This window comes from Acinetobacter radioresistens DSM 6976 = NBRC 102413 = CIP 103788, from assembly GCF_006757745.1.
Taxonomy (GTDB): Bacteria; Pseudomonadota; Gammaproteobacteria; order Pseudomonadales; family Moraxellaceae; genus Acinetobacter; species Acinetobacter radioresistens.
This window is the reverse complement of record NZ_AP019740.1, coordinates 2,941,112-2,957,855: the sequence shown is the minus strand read 5'-3', so window position 1 is coordinate 2,957,855 and position 16,744 is coordinate 2,941,112. Positions and strand designations below refer to the sequence as shown.

At 41.0% G+C, this 16,744-nt stretch carries 14 protein-coding genes; 9 read left to right on the top strand and 5 right to left on the bottom strand.

Translation table 11 applies throughout. The annotated features are described in order from the left end of the window. Window positions 1-6 precede the first annotated feature (6 nt). From ACRAD_RS13940 to ACRAD_RS13920, 5 genes are all read left to right on the top strand, one after another. Window positions 7-411 (top strand): MerR family transcriptional regulator, encoded by a 405-nt coding sequence (locus ACRAD_RS13940; protein WP_005023942.1) that lies wholly within the window; start codon window positions 7-9, stop codon window positions 409-411. A gap of 130 nt (window positions 412-541) precedes the next feature. Continuing rightward, complete coding sequence (locus tag ACRAD_RS13935; RefSeq protein WP_005023944.1) at window positions 542-1,714, top strand: PQQ-dependent sugar dehydrogenase; 1,173 nt, start codon at window positions 542-544, stop codon at window positions 1,712-1,714. A gap of 143 nt (window positions 1,715-1,857) precedes the next feature. Further along, window positions 1,858-3,129, top strand: coding sequence for a replication-associated recombination protein A (locus tag ACRAD_RS13930; protein WP_005023946.1), 1,272 nt, complete (start codon window positions 1,858-1,860; stop codon window positions 3,127-3,129). 529 nt (window positions 3,130-3,658) lie between these two features. After that, window positions 3,659-3,895: a DUF378 domain-containing protein gene (locus tag ACRAD_RS13925; RefSeq protein WP_005023947.1), complete on the top strand. Its 237-nt coding sequence runs from the start codon at window positions 3,659-3,661 to the stop codon at window positions 3,893-3,895. A gap of 357 nt (window positions 3,896-4,252) precedes the next feature. Next, a complete protein-coding gene (locus ACRAD_RS13920) occupies window positions 4,253-5,824 on the top strand; it encodes a histidine-type phosphatase (protein ID WP_005023949.1) in 1,572 nt (523 codons plus the stop codon). Between the two features lie 120 nt (window positions 5,825-5,944). On the opposite strand, the gene purC is transcribed toward ACRAD_RS13920, so the two are convergent. Genes purC through dapA form a run of 3 tightly spaced genes read right to left on the bottom strand, consistent with a single transcriptional unit; the run spans window position 5,945 to window position 8,219 of the window. Beyond that, complete coding sequence (gene purC, locus ACRAD_RS13915; protein ID WP_005023952.1) at window positions 5,945-6,664, bottom strand: phosphoribosylaminoimidazolesuccinocarboxamide synthase; 720 nt, start codon at window positions 6,662-6,664, stop codon at window positions 5,945-5,947. A gap of 36 nt (window positions 6,665-6,700) precedes the next feature. Further along, window positions 6,701-7,309, bottom strand: a complete 609-nt coding sequence (locus ACRAD_RS13910; protein ID WP_005023954.1) for a hypothetical protein — start codon at window positions 7,307-7,309, stop codon at window positions 6,701-6,703. 13 nt (window positions 7,310-7,322) lie between these two features. Then, the gene (gene dapA / locus ACRAD_RS13905; protein WP_005017708.1) at window positions 7,323-8,219 is read right to left on the bottom strand and encodes a 4-hydroxy-tetrahydrodipicolinate synthase; all 897 of its coding nucleotides are present in this window, start codon (window positions 8,217-8,219) and stop codon (window positions 7,323-7,325) included. Window positions 8,220-8,918: 699 nt separating this feature from the next. Between dapA and mhpT the strand changes: the two genes are divergently transcribed. The 3 genes from mhpT (at window position 8,919) to ACRAD_RS13890 (ending at window position 11,992) form a co-directional block, all read left to right on the top strand. Further along, window positions 8,919-10,121 (top strand): 3-(3-hydroxy-phenyl)propionate transporter MhpT, encoded by a 1,203-nt coding sequence (gene mhpT, locus ACRAD_RS13900; RefSeq protein WP_005023956.1) that lies wholly within the window; start codon window positions 8,919-8,921, stop codon window positions 10,119-10,121. Window positions 10,122-10,266: 145 nt separating this feature from the next. Beyond that, window positions 10,267-10,911, top strand: coding sequence for a bifunctional nicotinamidase/pyrazinamidase (gene pncA / locus ACRAD_RS13895; protein WP_005023959.1), 645 nt, complete (start codon window positions 10,267-10,269; stop codon window positions 10,909-10,911). Window positions 10,912-11,029: 118 nt separating this feature from the next. Next, window positions 11,030-11,992 carry a bile acid:sodium symporter family protein gene (locus tag ACRAD_RS13890; RefSeq protein WP_005023961.1) on the top strand — a complete coding sequence of 321 codons (963 nt, stop codon included), beginning with the start codon at window positions 11,030-11,032 and terminating at the stop codon, window positions 11,990-11,992. A gap of 402 nt (window positions 11,993-12,394) precedes the next feature. On the opposite strand, the gene ACRAD_RS13885 is transcribed toward ACRAD_RS13890, so the two are convergent. Beyond that, the gene (locus ACRAD_RS13885; protein WP_005023964.1) at window positions 12,395-13,807 is read right to left on the bottom strand and encodes an aminotransferase-like domain-containing protein; all 1,413 of its coding nucleotides are present in this window, start codon (window positions 13,805-13,807) and stop codon (window positions 12,395-12,397) included. A gap of 112 nt (window positions 13,808-13,919) precedes the next feature. Here ACRAD_RS13885 and ACRAD_RS13880 point away from each other — a divergent pair, with 112 nt between their 5' ends. Next, complete coding sequence (locus ACRAD_RS13880) at window positions 13,920-14,828, top strand: DMT family transporter (protein WP_026055451.1); 909 nt, start codon at window positions 13,920-13,922, stop codon at window positions 14,826-14,828. Window positions 14,829-14,903: 75 nt separating this feature from the next. On the opposite strand, the gene glmS is transcribed toward ACRAD_RS13880, so the two are convergent. Then, the gene (gene glmS, locus ACRAD_RS13875; protein WP_005017717.1) at window positions 14,904-16,742 is read right to left on the bottom strand and encodes a glutamine--fructose-6-phosphate transaminase (isomerizing); all 1,839 of its coding nucleotides are present in this window, start codon (window positions 16,740-16,742) and stop codon (window positions 14,904-14,906) included. Window positions 16,743-16,744: the final 2 nt, after the last annotated feature.

The following is a 16,744-nucleotide window of genomic DNA, read 5'->3' as shown; positions in this document are numbered from 1 at the left end:
GAACGTATGCTGTATTCGATTGGTGAACTGGCTAGGAAAAGTAAAATTTCGGTAGACAGTATTCGCTTTTATGAAAAGAAAAATCTGCTTTCGCTGCCATTACGGGGTAATAATAACTATCGTTATTATGATGACACTGCGCTTGAACAGCTTATCTTTATCCGGCATTGCCGTGAACTGGGAATGTCACTTAAAGAAATTGGACAGCTGACTGAACTGTTGAAAAAGCCGTATCAACAGTGCAATACAGTTGATCAACTGCTAGAAGATCATTTGGGACATATTGAACAAAAACTTCAACGCCTTGAAAATTTCCGTACAAAGTTACAACAGCTGCGCCAGACCTGTCGGGCTGACCTTACTATTCAGAACTGCAAAATTATTTCTGGCCTTAAGCACCCTGAACCATAAGCTTTAACTTTCCTGAAAATTAATTAAATCAAAAGGAAATATTTGGTAAAGCAATACTTTGATTAAATCGGACAGATATATTCATTCATTTGTATGATGGAAAATATAGTCAGAATTTAAGAGAGAAGTAATGTATAACAATAAATTCCGCATAACATCTATATTATTTTTTAGCCTGTTTACCTTGTATGGCTGTAATTCAAATCAGGGACACACTAATACTCCGGAAAGCCATCAACAGGCTGACCAGACTTCAACTTCTAAGCAATTACAGATATTTAAAGTACAGCAAATTACCCAGTTTAATGAACCTTGGGCACTCGCTATCCTACCTGACCAGCGACTACTGGTCACTGAACGAAAAGGTCAGCTCAAGCTATTTGACCCGCTGACAAAACGTACAGTAAATATCACAGGTCTGCCTGAAGTAGCATACGGTGGGCAAGGCGGTCTGGGCGATATCGTATTGCATCCAAATTTTAATCAAAACCAGTGGGTTTACTATAGTTATGCGGAAAAAGGTGCTGGAGGACAGGGAGCAGCTGTCGCCAGAGCCCGGCTGGACCTGAACAGTGCAGTGCCAGCTTTAAAAAACCATGAAGTAATCTGGCGTCAGATACCAAAAGTTTCGGGGCAAGGCCATTATGGTCATCGTCTGGCTTTTGACCATGAAGGAAAACTCTGGATTGCCTCAGGTGAGCGCCAGAAGTTTACGCCGGCACAGGATATGAAATCTAATCTTGGGAAAGTACTGCATCTAAACGATGACGGTACACCGGCCAGTAATAATCCATTTGCACAGCAGAGTAGAGTAACCGCCGAGATCTGGTCATTCGGACATCGAAATCCGCTTGGGATTGCATTTGATGCTAAAAATCAGCTCTGGGTCGTAGAAATGGGACCGAAAGGTGGGGATGAGCTGAACCTGATTAGAGAGGGGAAAAACTATGGTTATCCCATCGTTTCCAATGGAGACCATTATGATGGTAAAGCGATTCCTGACCATTCAACCCGACCTGAATTTCAAAAACCCGAGCTAAGCTGGACACCTGTCATTTCTCCCTCGAGTCTGCTGATTTATCAAGGCCGGCAATTTCCCAAGTGGCAGGGGAAGGCACTGATTGGAGGGCTGTCTTCAGAGGCTTTGATTATCGTAGATCTGGAGCAAAACCCGGCGAAAGAAATTCAGCGTATTGATATGAAGGAACGTATTCGGGGATTACAGGAAGCTCAGGATGGTTCGATCTGGGTTATTGAGGATGGCAAAAATGCAAAACTTTTGAAACTAACGGCTGGCTCATGAAGCATCGGGGTATGAAGCTGATATTTAAGCCAGAATATTTGCTATTTTTGCCCCGCACTTATATACAGTACTGCTTAAAAACTGCCGTGCAGCAGCCTGAAAATACGCTACTATAAAAGCTTATACAGTAATGCAAAAAGAATATGTCAGATACTCAAATCCCTCTACCTGAACGTCTGCGTCCACGTGACCTCTCAGAAATTATCGGACAGGATCATCTGCTCGGTGAGCAGGCACCTTTACGGCAGATGATTGATCAGGGGCATTTGCCTTCTATTATTTTCTGGGGTCCACCGGGTGTGGGTAAAACTACTATTGCCTTGCTTCTGGCACAGGCTGTAGATCGACCTTTTATTAGCCTTTCAGCGCTCAATACTGGGGTTAAAGAACTACGGGAAATTATTGCTGAAAGTGGCGATCTGCTGACACCTGTAGTTTTCATTGACGAAATTCATCGCTTTAACAAGTCTCAGCAGGATGCGCTATTAAATGCGGTAGAGAAAGGTAAAATCACCTTAATCGGAGCGACAACTGAGAACCCGTCTTTTGAGGTAAATGGTGCGCTTTTGTCACGCTGCCAGGTTTATACCTTAAATATTCTTGATAGCGAATCTATTCAAACCTTGCTTGATAAAGCACTTCAAACAGATGAATTTTTAAAAGAACGGCATATCCAGATTGAAGAATATGATGCACTCATCCAGTTTGCTGCTGGAGATGCTCGCAAGGCACTCAATCTACTTGATCTGATTGCCAGTACCTTTGAACCCGGCCTTGAAAATATAATTAATAATGCCATCGTGGTTAAGGTTGCACAGCAGAATATCGCACGTTACGACAAATCCGGTGAACAGCATTATGATTTAGTATCAGCATTTATTAAGTCAATTCGGGGAAGTGATCCGGATGCAACTTTGTACTGGATGGCCCGGATGCTTAAAGGTGGAGAAGATCCGGTATTTATTGCACGCCGTATGCTGATTGCAGCATCAGAAGATATTGGCAATTCTAATCCGAATGCACTTTTACTGGCTGGAGAATGCTTCCGTTCAGTTCAGGCAGTGGGTATGCCTGAAGCACGGATTATTTTAGGTCAGACAGCAGTATATCTGGCTACCAGTGCGAAAAGTAATAGTACTTATCTGGCAATTAATAAGGCCTTGGCCTTGGCCGAGAAAACTGCCAACCTGCCTGTTCCCCTACATTTAAGAAATGCGCCTACCAAAATGATGAAAGATCAAGGTTATGGAGTGAATTATCTATATCCGCACGATTATCCGGAGCATTTTGTATTACAGGAGTACTTGCCCCCTGAGCTAAAAGGTACTCAATTGTATGAGTCGGCACGTAATAAGCGGGAAGTGGAAGGTGAGAAGCTACAACAGCGCCGCTGGCAGCAACAACAGCAACAGTAAATCAAGGGCCGTACCCGGGCCCTTGTTTTTAGGATTTAAAAAGTCTGTTAATGATATTCAGCCTATTTTTCTAGATATTATTTTGAAAAGTTGAGTCTTCCGATAAGCCTTTTTTATTTTTGGTATATTTATTTATATTTACTTAATGGGTTATATAAAAAATAAAAAATTTCATTAAATATTTTAAAGTTATTTATTCTCTTAATTTTAAGATCATAAGTTAGTAATTGGCTAGAGATAAATTTTTTAAATAGAAAATTCCAAAATTTTTAATCTTTAGGCACTCTATATAAGGAATTTAAATTATATAAAATATTTAATAGTATTTCTTTTATAGCTAAAAAACTCAATTTTTATAAGTTTACATTGAACACTAATTGTACAAATAAAAGTAACCTAGTTAAAATTTAAACTCTATAAAATGACACTAGCTCAACATAGAAAACAGCTTTTTAGCATCAAAACAACATATTAAATTTAATTAAATTCTCATAATTAATATATCAAATAGATGGCTGGAGAGTAACCTATGAGACTTAATACAATCGACTGGATTGCATATGCTTTAACAATTATTGGTGGAATTAACTGGGGCCTGGTTGGTGCATTTAATTTTGATCTAGTTGCTGCAATTTTTGGTGAAATGAGTGCTCTATCCCGAATTATTTATGTATTGGTTGGTTTGTCTGCACTTTATCTAATTTATACGGGTACTAAACTGGGTAAAACAGTGCACCATGACCCTCATGCAAAAGTTGTTCGCTAAGTAAGCCTAATATTTTAAATTTTATATAAAAATGGAGTCTTGGCTCCATTTTTATTTTTATAAAACACTATTTTTACCTTTTTCTTAATATTTAAAAGCCACTCTATAAATATTAGCTTATAGCTTTTCTATTATTTTTTATAAATTTCCTACTGCTGCTTTACAGTTAAATATTAAATTTCTATTTTAAAAATTAACTTCTTATTTTAATGGAAACTATTTAATCAATACTATTCACCCAATTATAAAACAATTAATAGAATATTCTAGCAGAGATCCTCTTTTAAAATTAGTAATAAAATTGACATAACATTAAATTATTATACCCAGCATTTCCTTATCTATTATTTAAATTATATGAATAAAATATTTAAAATCAGCATATTAGCTTTAAATTTATTTATAGTTGCCTGTAACGATGAAACCAGTAAAAATTTAGTCATACCACCTTCAAATCATACTGAGTCAAAATATTATCAAACTAAAACCCCTTATCAGCCACAACAGGATATAAAAAGTTACGAGCCAGTTCCTTCAGGCTTTCAGCCTGTCTTTACAGAGATGGTTGCACGTCATGGATCAAGAGGGTTATCAAGCCTTAAGTATGATCTGGCCTTATATCATTTATGGAAACAGGCGAAAGCAGAAAATGCCTTAACTCCTTTAGGGGAACAACTGGGTAAAGACCTAGAAACTATGATGCAAGCTAATATACTTTTAGGCTATGGGGTAGAAGGTATTCGCCAGTTTGGTTATGGTAATGAAACTGTGACAGGCATTTTGGAACATCGTGGAATTGCTGACCGCTTACTGCAGCGTTTACCAAACTTGTTTAATCAGGATGCTTCAATCTGGATACAAAGTTCTGGAGTGGACCGGGCAGTCGATAGTGCAAAATTTTTCACAGCTGAATTAATTCAGCAGCGAAGTGAGCTTAAAAATAAAATAGAACCTGACTCCTATACCAGTCTGACCAGTACTATTTCTCCTACCATTGAAGAAGGTGGAGTCGACCGCTTCAAGCTTTATTTTCACCGCTTAAATGCAGAGGAAGATTTAATTAAAGCACTTAACCCTCATCAACAGGAAATTTATGAGACGAGTCAGACCTATCAACAGTTTGAAGAAAATAATGATGACTTGAACAAGAAACTTGATGAATTATCTAACCATACTCAGGCTGAGGCAGTTGCATTAACTGTACTCGAACCCATCTTTAAGGCAGATTTTATTCGAAAGCTCGGTTTACCTGACTATATTTTCAGTAATACAGGCTCATTTACGGTCACTACTCCTGCAGGGGAGCAAGTTACAGAAAAGGGTAAGGGTAAAAATACAATCGCAAGCACGGTAGATGCTGCAGCTTATCTGTATGAGCTTTATTCGATTTCAGGTGGAATGCAAAGTGAATTACGAGGAACAGACTTTGCTAAATACATGCCTTTAAATGCTGCCAGGTTTTACGCTGAATTTAATGATGCTCATGACTTTTATGAAAAAGGACCAAGCTTTTTAGAATCAAATCAGGTAACAAGTAAAATAGCATATGGCCTAAAACAGGATTTATTTCAACAAGCTGATCAGGTTATCGAGAAAACACAACCTTATAAAGCTGTTTTACGTTTTGCCCATGCAGAAATTATTATTCCGCTTGCGACCAGTCTTGATCTGCATAGTATGATGCAACCTTTAGCCCTGCATCAGACTTATAGTTATGCTACCAGCACATGGCGGGGCGAAACAGTTTCACCTATGGCCGCCAACATACAGTGGGATATTTATCAAAATCCTCAAGGTCATACGCTAGTAAAAATGCTTTATAACGAAAAAGAAACTTTATTTAAACCAGCTTGCAATTATGCACGTTACCAACCCACAAGTTTTTATTATGATTATCAAAAATTAAAACAGTGTTATCAGGGCCGTTAAATTGCTGGGTAAAAAATTATACTTATCTGAATAATAAATCCATGATTGAAGTGTCCAAACATAATACTATTAAAATAAAAAACCGGACTCTATGTCCGGTTTTTTGATTTACTGCTATTTTCAGATGTCGGACAGATCAATACCTAAACGTGCAGCTACTTCTTCATAGGCCTCAACAACACCTCCTAATCCCTGACGGAAACGGTCTTTGTCGAGTTTTTTCTTGGTATCCTTATCCCATAGACGGCAGCCATCTGGAGAGAACTCGTCACCAAGTACTATACGGTCATGAAACACACCAAATTCAAGCTTGAAATCTACCAGAAGCATATTGCCCTGAGCAAACAGGTCTTTTAGAACTTCATTTACTTTATAGGTAAGAACCTTCATCTGTTCCAGCTGCTCCGCAGTAGCCCAGCCCAAGGCAATTGCCTGAGACTCGTTTACCATTGGATCACCTAAACCATCATCTTTAAAGAACAGTTCAAAAGTAGGTGGATTAAGTTCCTTACCTTCTTCGATACCTAGACGACGACATAATGAACCTGCAGCATAATTACGGATCACACATTCTACCGGAATCATTTTCAGTTTCTTGACCAGAACTTCTGTAGGTGAAAGCAGCTTCTCGAAATGAGTTTCGATCCCGGCAGCAGCAAGTTTTTCCATGATAAAGGCGTTAAAACGGTTATTCACCTTGCCCTTACGATCTAGTTGTTCGATTTTTTCGCCATTGAACGCAGAGGCATCATCACGAAAGACTAAAATCAGATGGTCGGCAGAATCTGTTTCATATACAGATTTCGCTTTACCCGTATAAAGCAAGGTTTGTTTTAACATGGAGGAACCTTTTTACAAAAAAAATGCCTAGTACGACTAGGCTGGCCAATTTTGGTAAATCTGAGCTAACAGCTCTGCAGCCTGCTGTGGATCTGCAAAACTATTATCGGCATTAAACACAGCAAGTGTATGACTTGCACCTACGGAGGTTAGTCTTAAAACATATGTCCGGTTATCAGCTTTAATAGTGGCTTCATGACCATTTTTACTCTGGCCAACCACGCTATAGTTAAGGCTGCTCAGCGTGGCAAGAGTATATTGCCAGATCGTTGCCGAGTTACCCTCAATTTTAAGTAACGGATTGCGGTTACCATCCATCACTACTTGAGGACGCCCAGTTTCAGTCACATTCTGAGCTGTAGCAGACTGATTTGTACCTTGCTGAGCTGATTCTGGACGAGGCAGGGCAAAACGGTTGCCCCGCTTATTTTCAAGTTTAGGCGCATTATCAATGGCGAGCTGTTCAACTGTAGGTGCCGGATACAGCGGCGTAGCTGGTCGTACCAGAGAACCTTCAGGATATTTAAGTGGTTCTAGTGTGGTTGTATTTTTATAGTCAAGAGAACCATTATTGATGCTCATGGAACTGCAACCAGCCAGACTTAAGGCTGAAAGGGTCAGGGCTAAACCAATACGTAACTGCATAATCTTTGTGCTCTTATTCAAGTATACCCGCTGCTTTGAGGGCATCACGCAGTGGGGTGCGATACTGTTCTGCAAGTGGGGTCAGCGGCAAGCGAATACCAGTGCCAATCAGACCCATTTCATGAAGAGCCCATTTCACAGGAATTGGATTCGATTCACAAAATAGAATGTTATGTAAATTTGATACTTTATTGTTAAGTTCAAGAGCTAAAGTCTTATCTCCCTTGATTGCAGCTGCACAGATTTCGCTCATGATCTTAGGTGCAATATTGGCAGTTACAGAAATATTCCCCTGAGCCCCGCCATGAATCAGCTCGCATGCTGTAGCATCATCACCCGAATATACTGAAATCTTGTTTTTCAGCCCTTCGATCAGTTTGCAGCCCCGCATAATATCGCCGGTAGCATCTTTAATACCAACAATCTGTGGAAGATCAGCCAGACGGATTACAGTTTCATTCTGCATGTCTACACCAGTACGACCTGGTACATTATACAAAATCTGTGGTAAATCGACAGCTTCAGCAATCGCTTTATAATGTTGATAAAGACCTTCTTGTGTCGGTTTATTATAATAAGGAGTCACCAGCAGGGCAGCATCTGCACCCAGTTCCTTGGCTTCTTTAGTCAGTTCGATGGCTTCGCGTGTTGAGTTCGCACCAGTGCCGGCAATAATAGGAATACGTTTGTTGGCCACACGAATGATTTCTTTGATCACCTGTGTATGTTCAGCCATACTTAAAGTCGATGCTTCACCTGTTGTGCCAACAGCAACAATGCTGTTAGTGCCTTGTTCTATGTGCCACTCAACCAGCTTCTCAAGACCCTTCCAATCTACGCTACCATCTTCAAACATTGGGGTGACAATGGCGACAATTGAGCCTTGAATGGTCTGTGCTTGCTGAGTCATTTTAAAAAAATATCCTTGTTGTCCATCCGGATAGTTTAAGAATTAAGTGTCTGGATGGTTGCAGTATTTTGAGTGTAAGCAAAATATGAACAGGCGTAGCCCATTGCATAATGCTTATGCAAATTATGACTGAACATCTGGTGAAGAACAATATACTTTCGCCAAAGCGGTGAAAAACTTTGATGAAACATATTCAGGCGACCAAAAAATTTTAATTTCCAGTCTGATAATGAATTGAACCAAGTTATTTTAATTTAAAAAACCTGTAGTTCAGGACAGTGAAATGACCAGGTAAATCATCAAATATTAAAATTAATAGTCTGAAGAGCCATAAAAATAAAATTCACCTGATTAAGAGCTAATTGTGATGAGCTTATAGAGGAATATAATAAAAAAATTTTAAAACCTGATGTGCTAAAATTACTCAAAAAATAATAAGTTATTAGTTTTAGCTATCAGAAAATTAGTAGAAGTTAGGCTAAAAAATATAGTATTTACAGCTCTATTGTTGAGTTTTTTAGTCAGTATTATTTCCCAGTTATTGTTTTTATCACTATCTCAGTATTTTTATATTAGAAGAAAAGTCCAGTAATTAATAAAAAAACAGAAATTTCTAGAACTTATGGATAGTTATATTAAATGTTGGCCTTCTGGATGATGTGAGGCTAAGTCATCACCTCTACTTTAAGGATACGCTAGATGGGTGGATCAAATAAAAAGCATTCCATTATTACGGTGGTTATCTGTTTTTTAATTGCTGTCATTGAAGGGCTAGATATTCAGGCTGCGGGAATTGCAGCTGCCGGTATCCGTGAACATTTTGGGCTAGATAGCTCACAGTTAGGCATATTTTTTAGTGCTGGTATTCTGGGGCTGTTACCGGGCGCATTAATCGGGGGACGTTATGCAGACCGGATTGGCCGTAAAAAAGTTCTGATCTGGTCAGTTGCAACCTTTGCGGTATTTACTTTGTGCACGGTATGGGTCAACAGTTTCTATAGCCTGCTAGTGGTACGGTTGCTGGCAGGTGCAGGGCTAGGCGCGGCTATGCCGAATCTGATTACTCTGGCTTCAGAAGCCGTGAGCCCTGCCCAGCGTGGCCGTGCTGTAGGTTTAATGTACTGCGGTATGCCGGTCGGCGCTGCCGCACTATCCTATATCGCCAGTCTGGAGTTTGGGGCTGACTGGAAAAATATTTTCTACCTGGGTGGATTGCTACCGATTATTGTTATTCCGATCATGGTTAAATTTTTGCCAGAATCACATGAATTTTTGCAATCCCGACAATTACAACCCCGAATCGAAACACCAAGTTCATTTAAACCACTGTTCAACCAAGAAAATTTATTACGGACTTTGCTGGTATGGGGCAGTTATTTTTTGACCCTGATGGTGGTGTATATCATGTTAAGCTGGTTACCGTCCCTGTTTATGGAACTCGGTTTCTCGCGTAAAGAAGGCAGCACTGCACAGTTCTTCTTCATGGTCGCAGCTACCGTTGGTACAATTATTCTGGGTATTTTGACAGATCGCTGGAAAAAGGCCTATGTCATACTCCTCATGTATGGCGGTATTGCTGCCGGGCTGTTTAGTTTAAGTGCAGCGGGTTCCTTGCAGCAGATGTACTGGGCAGCTGCTTTAACTGGTGCTTTTGTCATTGGTTGCCAAGGGGTACTGTATGCGTTTGGCAGTATTGTTTATCCGACTAATATCCGGGCTAGTGGAGTAGGTATGGCATCTGCTGTAGGACGGGTTGGAGCTATGCTTGGGCCAGCAATTGCAGGTCAGTTGCTATCTGCCGGTTTTGGTGCTGTTGGAGTCATTTCTGCAGCTATTCCCTGTATTATTATTTCAGCAATACTCATGTTGTTGTTAGTACGTCGCTTGCCTGCACAGACCTGAATCTGATCACTTAAAAGCCTGCATCTGTCGGGCTTTTTTATTGGTGTGACGAGAAAACCACAGAAATTTAATTTGTCTGGTTAAACTGTACTGAAACCACGCTACACTATTTTGATTTTTAGATACAGCTTAGAGGAGCTACCGCATGCTTCCGCAAAACAGTGCTTTGATTATTGTCGATGTGCAAAATGGTTTTTGTCCCGGTGGCAATCTGGCAGTCAATGGGGCGGACCAGATTATTCCGCTAATTAACCGGCTGGCTCAAAAGTTTAAAAATATTATTCTGACTCAGGACTGGCATCCGGAAAATCATGTTTCATTTGCAAAAAACCATATAAATAAAAAGCCTTATGACAGTATTGAGCTAGCTTACGGGACACAAGTACTGTGGCCGGCACATTGTGTTCAAGGCACTGACGATGCTGAATTACATCCCTTGCTTAATGTTCCAGCTGCACAGCTAGTAATCCGAAAAGGATTTCATCCTGACATTGACAGCTACTCAGCTTTTCTGGAAGCAGACCAGGAAACTGTAACCGGTCTGGCAGGTTATTTAAAAGAACGCCGAATTGATACAGTATATATTGCAGGGATTGCTACAGACTTCTGTGTGGCCTGGACAGCAATGGATGTACGTCAATTCGGTTTTAATACTTTTGTAATTGAAGATGCCACCAAGGCAATTGATCTTGAGGGTTCACTTGAACAAGCTTGGCAGCAGATGCTGGATAGGGGCGTACAGCGTATCCAATCAGATGATTTATTTAAAGTCACAGTTCAAGATGAGTGATGTGCTCAAAGAATATGGCAGAATGGGTGTTTAAACCCGCTTACCTCAACAGAAAAAGAATATTTTTATAGTAAAACTTTAAAGTTTGATTTTCTCTGTCAATACATGGATGAATTTTATGGCTGCCTTGTTACGCTTGACCCAGTTTATTCAGAAAACTTTTGCATTATGGGTTGTCCTGTTTGCAGGGATTGCGTTATTAGTGCCTGAGGCTTTTGTCTGGCTCAAGGCCTATATTACCTGGATGCTGGGTATTATTATGTTTGGCATGGGCATGACCATGACACCAAATGATTTTAAAAGCGTATTACAAAGCCCAAGAGCAGTAATCATTGGAGTAGCTGCCCAGTTCGTAGTCATGCCGGGCCTGGCGTTTATTTTATGTAAATTATTCCAGTTACCGCCTGAAATTGCCATTGGTGTCATTCTAGTCGGATGTTGCCCGGGAGGTACAGCTTCTAATGTAATTACTTATATGGCCAAGGGCAATACGGCGCTATCAGTAGCCTGTACCTCGGTATCTACCTTATTAGCACCTATTTTTACACCAGCAATTTTTTATGTATTGGCCAGCCAGTGGATTGAAATTAATGCTGCTTCTATGCTGGTTTCTATTTTGCAGGTGGTGCTATTTCCAATACTGCTAGGGCTTATTGTCCGTAGCTTACTTAAGCAAAAGGTAGAACAGTATATTCAGGTCATGCCTCTGGTTTCAGTGGTTGCTATTGTGGCCATTGTGGCTGCGATCATTGGTGGCAGCAAGGCTTCTATACTGGAATCCGGGTTAATGATTCTAGGAGTAGTCATGCTGCATAATACCTTGGGATATTTGTTGGGATTCTGGGCCAGTTGCCTGTTTAAGTTACCTTATGCAGACAGTAAAGCGGTGGCAATCGAGGTTGGCATGCAGAATTCAGGACTGGGTGTTGCACTTGCCGCCGTACATTTTGCTGCTTCACCAGTTACAGCAGTACCAAGTGCTATCTTTAGCCTCTGGCATAATATTTCCGGCCCGGCATTGGCAACTTACTGGGCCAGCCGAACTCGGCAGGAAGTAGCCCCACAGCGGCATGAGGAATAAATCTGGTTGTATCTAAACTGTGAACCCAGCTTTTCTCAGAGATGATCATTTAAAGAGCTAGAGTGGTAGTGTTCAATAAGAGTGCGCAATATTAAGCTCAATATAAGATAGATTGGTGACCAGACCGGTTTAAGCACTACATGCCCTTTAGCCGGTATAATATAAAATTTACCTGGCTTTAAACCACCAGATAAAACAGGTACAACTTATAGTCTTCACCCGGCCATACCATGTAGCGAGCGATAATATTGGAAAATAGACGTTACGCATAATCTTGAAAATTCATGAGTATTGAAGCTGTCAGTGGTACAAATATAACTGATCACCCAGAGACTAACTTTTCTAATCGGCTTATAGGATGGATATACTAGACATCTATACTAATCAGGAATAATCCTGCAGTTAAATGTCGGTGCTGCCAGCTCTGGATTGTTTGTTTAAGACTTTCTCCAGGATCTGGTAGATTTTCTTATGATTGGACTGTGCCACATTAAATCTTAGGAACTGGTTAGCGGTTGGTGATGAGCTGAATGCTCCACCTGGTGCGAGAATTACGCCATGTTTGAGCGAATCTTTAGAAATTTTATCTGCTTGATAGCCCGCAGGTAACTGGCACCAGAGAAACATACCTGCTTTAGGTAACAACCAAGGGTGAATATCCAGTTTTTTTAAGTTTCCTGCAGTTTTACTCATAGCCTCTGCCAGATGTAGGCGCAGCCAGTCTAGATGCTTGCGGTAGGCTGAATCTGTCAAGGCATGATAAATAATTTCAGTATTTAAATGATTGCTGTTAAAACAGGTAGCGATCTTAAGATCGATCAGGCGTTCAACCCATTCTGGTTTGGCAGCAATATAACCGCAGCGAATAGATGCTGACAAGGTTTTAGAAAAACTGCCAATCTGTATTACCTGATGAAAGCCATTTAATGCTGCATAACGAGGTGCCGGAATTAATTCAAGATCAGCAAAGATATCATCTTCTATAATAATCAGTTGAGCTGCCTCGGCCAGTTTGAGTATCTGGTATGCAGTAGAAATCGAGAGGCTGGCCCCAGTCGGGTTATGTATACCGGCATTAGTAATATAAAGTCGCGGCCGTTTAGCCAGTGCAGCTTGAAATGCTGCTATATCTGGACCCTGAGCTGTAAAAGGAACTGCTATGGTTTCGACTTTATGCACCTTGAGTAACGCGTGAAAATTAAAATAGCAAGGGTCATCAATCAGGACAACATCACCTGGATTTAAAAAGAGCCGACAGATCAGGTCGATTGACTGTGTACCGCTATCAGATAAAATTATCTGCTCAGGTAGACTGTATACCCCTGTCATCTCCATACGTCTGGCAATCAGATGGCGTAAGGGTGCATAACCGGCAGGTGTAGAATAGCTGACCAGACCATCAGGTTCAGTTCGTGAGGTTTTTCTCAGTGCTTTTCGTAAAGCAGCTTCTGGTATCCAGTTTGCCGGCATCCAGCCACATCCTGGTTTAAGAGAATCTGGCTTTGCTTCAAGAGATTGCCGTGAGATCCAGAGCGGATCTATTTCCCGGGTCAAACAAGGTTCAACCGTATTTAAAGGATAAGCCCTGACCGACGAGCAAACAAAATAGCCCGCTCCGGCACGTGCTTCTATAAGTTCTTCCGTGACCAGCCGTTCATAAGCCTCTACAACGGTAGAGACCGAAAAATTAAATTCCTGGGCCATTGCCCGTACTGAAGGTAAGCGTGCCCCTGAGACCAGATGGCGGTTTGCCACTTTTTCACGCACACTTTGCATGACTATTTCTATTTTTGTTTTCTTTACATTATTTTCCATAACAGTGCCAATTTCTAGAGCAATACAGTATGTTTAAATTGTATGGGGCTGTATCTGTTAGTACAACTATAAGATGTCTTATAACACATCAACCGTTATAGGAAGATAGAGTATTTATAAGTCATCTAGAGGCTGGTTAAATGGGCTGATTGGCGTAATTATTTTTTCAGGCTCCCTGCCTGCAACCCGAGTCGCTGTAGCAGGTTTTACCCCAGAGTTTTTAACTGTTGCCCGTGCAGCAATTGCCGGATTGCTGGCCTTATTGGTCTTAAAAATATTGAAAGAGAAATGGCCTAAACGTACTTATGTGAGCTCTCTGGTAATTGTATCTTTAGGCGTTGTTATAGGCTTCCCTTTATGTACTGCACTTGCGTTGCAATACATTAGTGCATCATATTCAATTGTCTTTATTGCTCTGCTGCCCCTATCTACAGCTATTTTTGGGGTAATACGTGGTGAACAGTGGCCCCAGCCTTTATTTTGGCTATTTGCACTTCTGGGGAGCAGTGGTGTCATGAGTTTTATGCTGCTTAAAGTACAGGGTGAAAATAGCATGTCTGGAAACCTTTGGATGCTAGCTGCCATTACGGTTTGTGGACTGGGTTATGCTGAAGGAGGAAAACTGTCGAGACAGCTTGGCGGGTGGCAAGTAATTTCTTGGGCTTTGGTAATTTCTTTACCGCTTATGCTCATGCTGAGTTATGTCTATCTACCACAAAGTTTTAGCCAGATTACTATTTCTGAGCTACTGGCGCTGTTATATGTCGCTTTCTTTAGTATGTTTCTCGGTTTTATTTTCTGGTATCAAGGCTTGGCACAAGGTGGGGTACTGGCAGTAGGACAATTACAACTGCTACAACCGTTTTTAGGTTTAGGCTTGTCTGCTTGGTTATTGAATGAAACCGTAAGCCCGATAATGTGGGGGATTTCACTCATGGTTGTCATTTGCGTAGCAGGAGCTAAAAAATTTTCGGTATATCCATCGTCTACTAATTCTATAAACAATGTAAAACAATCTTAATTATGAAGATGATCATTTCTTTTAAATAATAAAAAAGAGAGTGATAAACTCTCTTTTTTATTATCAGATATTAAATTATTCAACAGTAACGGACTTGGCTAAATTACGCGGCTGGTCCACATCAGTACCACGTAGCACTGCAACATGGTAAGACAATAACTGCACTGGAACACTATATACAATAGGTGCCAAGCAGGCAGTTACAGTAGGAATGCTGACCACATGCTGACGCTCTTTTTCCTGTATACCACTGTTCTCATCTGCAAAAACAAATAATTCTCCACCACGTGCCTGTACTTCTTCCATATTCGATTTTAATTTATCGAGCATGTCATCTTGTGGCGCAAGAATAACTACTGGCATATCGTTATCTACCAATGCCAGTGGGCCGTGTTTTAATTCTCCCGCTGCGTAGCCTTCAGCATGGATATAGGAAATTTCTTTCAATTTAAGCGCGCCTTCTAGCGCGATTGGATAATGAATTCCCCGGCCTAAAAACAGACAATGCTGTTTTTCTACAAACAACTCAGAGAGACGTAAAATCTCACTGTCATGTTGCAAGGTATCCAGTATTACTTTTGGACAGTGCCATAACTCTGCCGTAATCTCAGCAATCTGCTGAGCACTAATACTTTGCTTGACCTGACCGACTTTTAATATTAACAGCATTAATGCCGCCAGCTGGGTAGTGAAGGCCTTGGTTGAGGCGACACCAATTTCTGGCCCTGCCAAAGTCAGCAGATAATGATCTGTTTCACGTACCATTGATGAAGTTGCAACATTACAAATCGTCATGGTGGTAATAGGGATATTTTTCTCGGCAGCCCGTTTTTTGGTATCACGCAGGGCAGCAAGTGTGTCGGCAGTTTCACCAGACTGAGAAATACAGATATATAGGGTATTTGCTATAATTACCGGCGAACGATAACGGAATTCGCTGGCGATTTCGACTTGGCAGGATAGCCCGATAATCTGTTCAAACCAGTATTTGGCAATCATACCGGCATGATAGCTGGTGCCACAGGCAATAATCTGTACCTGCTGGATATTCTTGAAATCATTTTCAGCACTTTCCAGAAAATCTTCACGCAGGTGGTCACTATTTAGAGCCTGAGATATTGTCTGCTGAATCGCTTCCGGCTGCTCATAAATTTCTTTGAGCATATAGTGCTTATATTCACCTTTAGATGCATTGCTTACTGTAGCGTCTAGCTCTTTTACCGGACGGTCAATACGCTGGCCATGAGCATAAACTTCAATACTGTTACGGGTGAGGCGTGCAATATCACCTTCTTCCAGATAGATAAAACGGTTGGTGATCGGAAGCAATGCCAGCTGGTCAGAGCTAATAAAGTTCTCGCCAATACCTACTCCAATCACAAGAGGTGAGCCTTCACGTACTGTAATTAACTCATCCGGATGATCAGTATGGATAATTCCCAGTGCATAGGCACCTTTTAACTGTGGAACCACCTGATTAACTGCTTCTAGCAGATTTGAGGTTGATTTAAGGGCATCATTAACCAGATGCGCCACTACTTCGGTATCGGTCTGTGAGGTGAAGACATAGCCGAGAGCTTCCAGGTCATCTTTGAGTTCCTGGTAATTCTCAATAATACCGTTATGAACAACTGCAACATTACCAGAGATATGCGGGTGAGCATTATCTTCAGTCGGTTTACCATGAGTGGCCCAGCGCGTATGAGCAATACCGACCGAACCGCTAATCTGGCTGTCACGAACTGCTTCTTCCAGCATGGCTACTTTACCGACACGGCGTTCGCGTACAATCTGGCCATTATGCAGCAGGGCAACACCGGCTGAGTCATAACCCCGGTATTCAAGGCGTTTTAGGCCTTCAATTAAAATATTAATAATATTACGTTCAGCAACGCCACCAACAATACCGCACATAG

Excerpts from the sequence above, each read along its gene's own strand:
- dapA (WP_005017708.1), bottom strand. The coding sequence starts at position 8,219 with ATGACTCAGCAAGCACAGACCATTCAAGGCTCAATTGTCGCCATTGTC.
- ACRAD_RS13890 (WP_005023961.1), top strand. The coding sequence starts at position 11,030 with ATGGCTGCCTTGTTACGCTTGACCCAGTTTATTCAGAAAACTTTTGCA.
- ACRAD_RS13940 (WP_005023942.1), top strand. The coding sequence starts at position 7 with ATGCTGTATTCGATTGGTGAACTGGCTAGGAAAAGTAAAATTTCGGTA.
- mhpT (WP_005023956.1), top strand. The coding sequence starts at position 8,919 with ATGGGTGGATCAAATAAAAAGCATTCCATTATTACGGTGGTTATCTGT.
- ACRAD_RS13925 (WP_005023947.1), top strand. The coding sequence starts at position 3,659 with ATGAGACTTAATACAATCGACTGGATTGCATATGCTTTAACAATTATT.
- ACRAD_RS13920 (WP_005023949.1), top strand. The coding sequence starts at position 4,253 with ATGAATAAAATATTTAAAATCAGCATATTAGCTTTAAATTTATTTATA.
- glmS (WP_005017717.1), bottom strand. The coding sequence starts at position 16,742 with ATGTGCGGTATTGTTGGTGGCGTTGCTGAACGTAATATTATTAATATT.
- ACRAD_RS13885 (WP_005023964.1), bottom strand. The coding sequence starts at position 13,807 with ATGGAAAATAATGTAAAGAAAACAAAAATAGAAATAGTCATGCAAAGT.
- purC (WP_005023952.1), bottom strand. The coding sequence starts at position 6,664 with ATGTTAAAACAAACCTTGCTTTATACGGGTAAAGCGAAATCTGTATAT.
- ACRAD_RS13910 (WP_005023954.1), bottom strand. The coding sequence starts at position 7,309 with ATGCAGTTACGTATTGGTTTAGCCCTGACCCTTTCAGCCTTAAGTCTG.
- pncA (WP_005023959.1), top strand. The coding sequence starts at position 10,267 with ATGCTTCCGCAAAACAGTGCTTTGATTATTGTCGATGTGCAAAATGGT.
- ACRAD_RS13930 (WP_005023946.1), top strand. The coding sequence starts at position 1,858 with ATGTCAGATACTCAAATCCCTCTACCTGAACGTCTGCGTCCACGTGAC.
- ACRAD_RS13935 (WP_005023944.1), top strand. The coding sequence starts at position 542 with ATGTATAACAATAAATTCCGCATAACATCTATATTATTTTTTAGCCTG.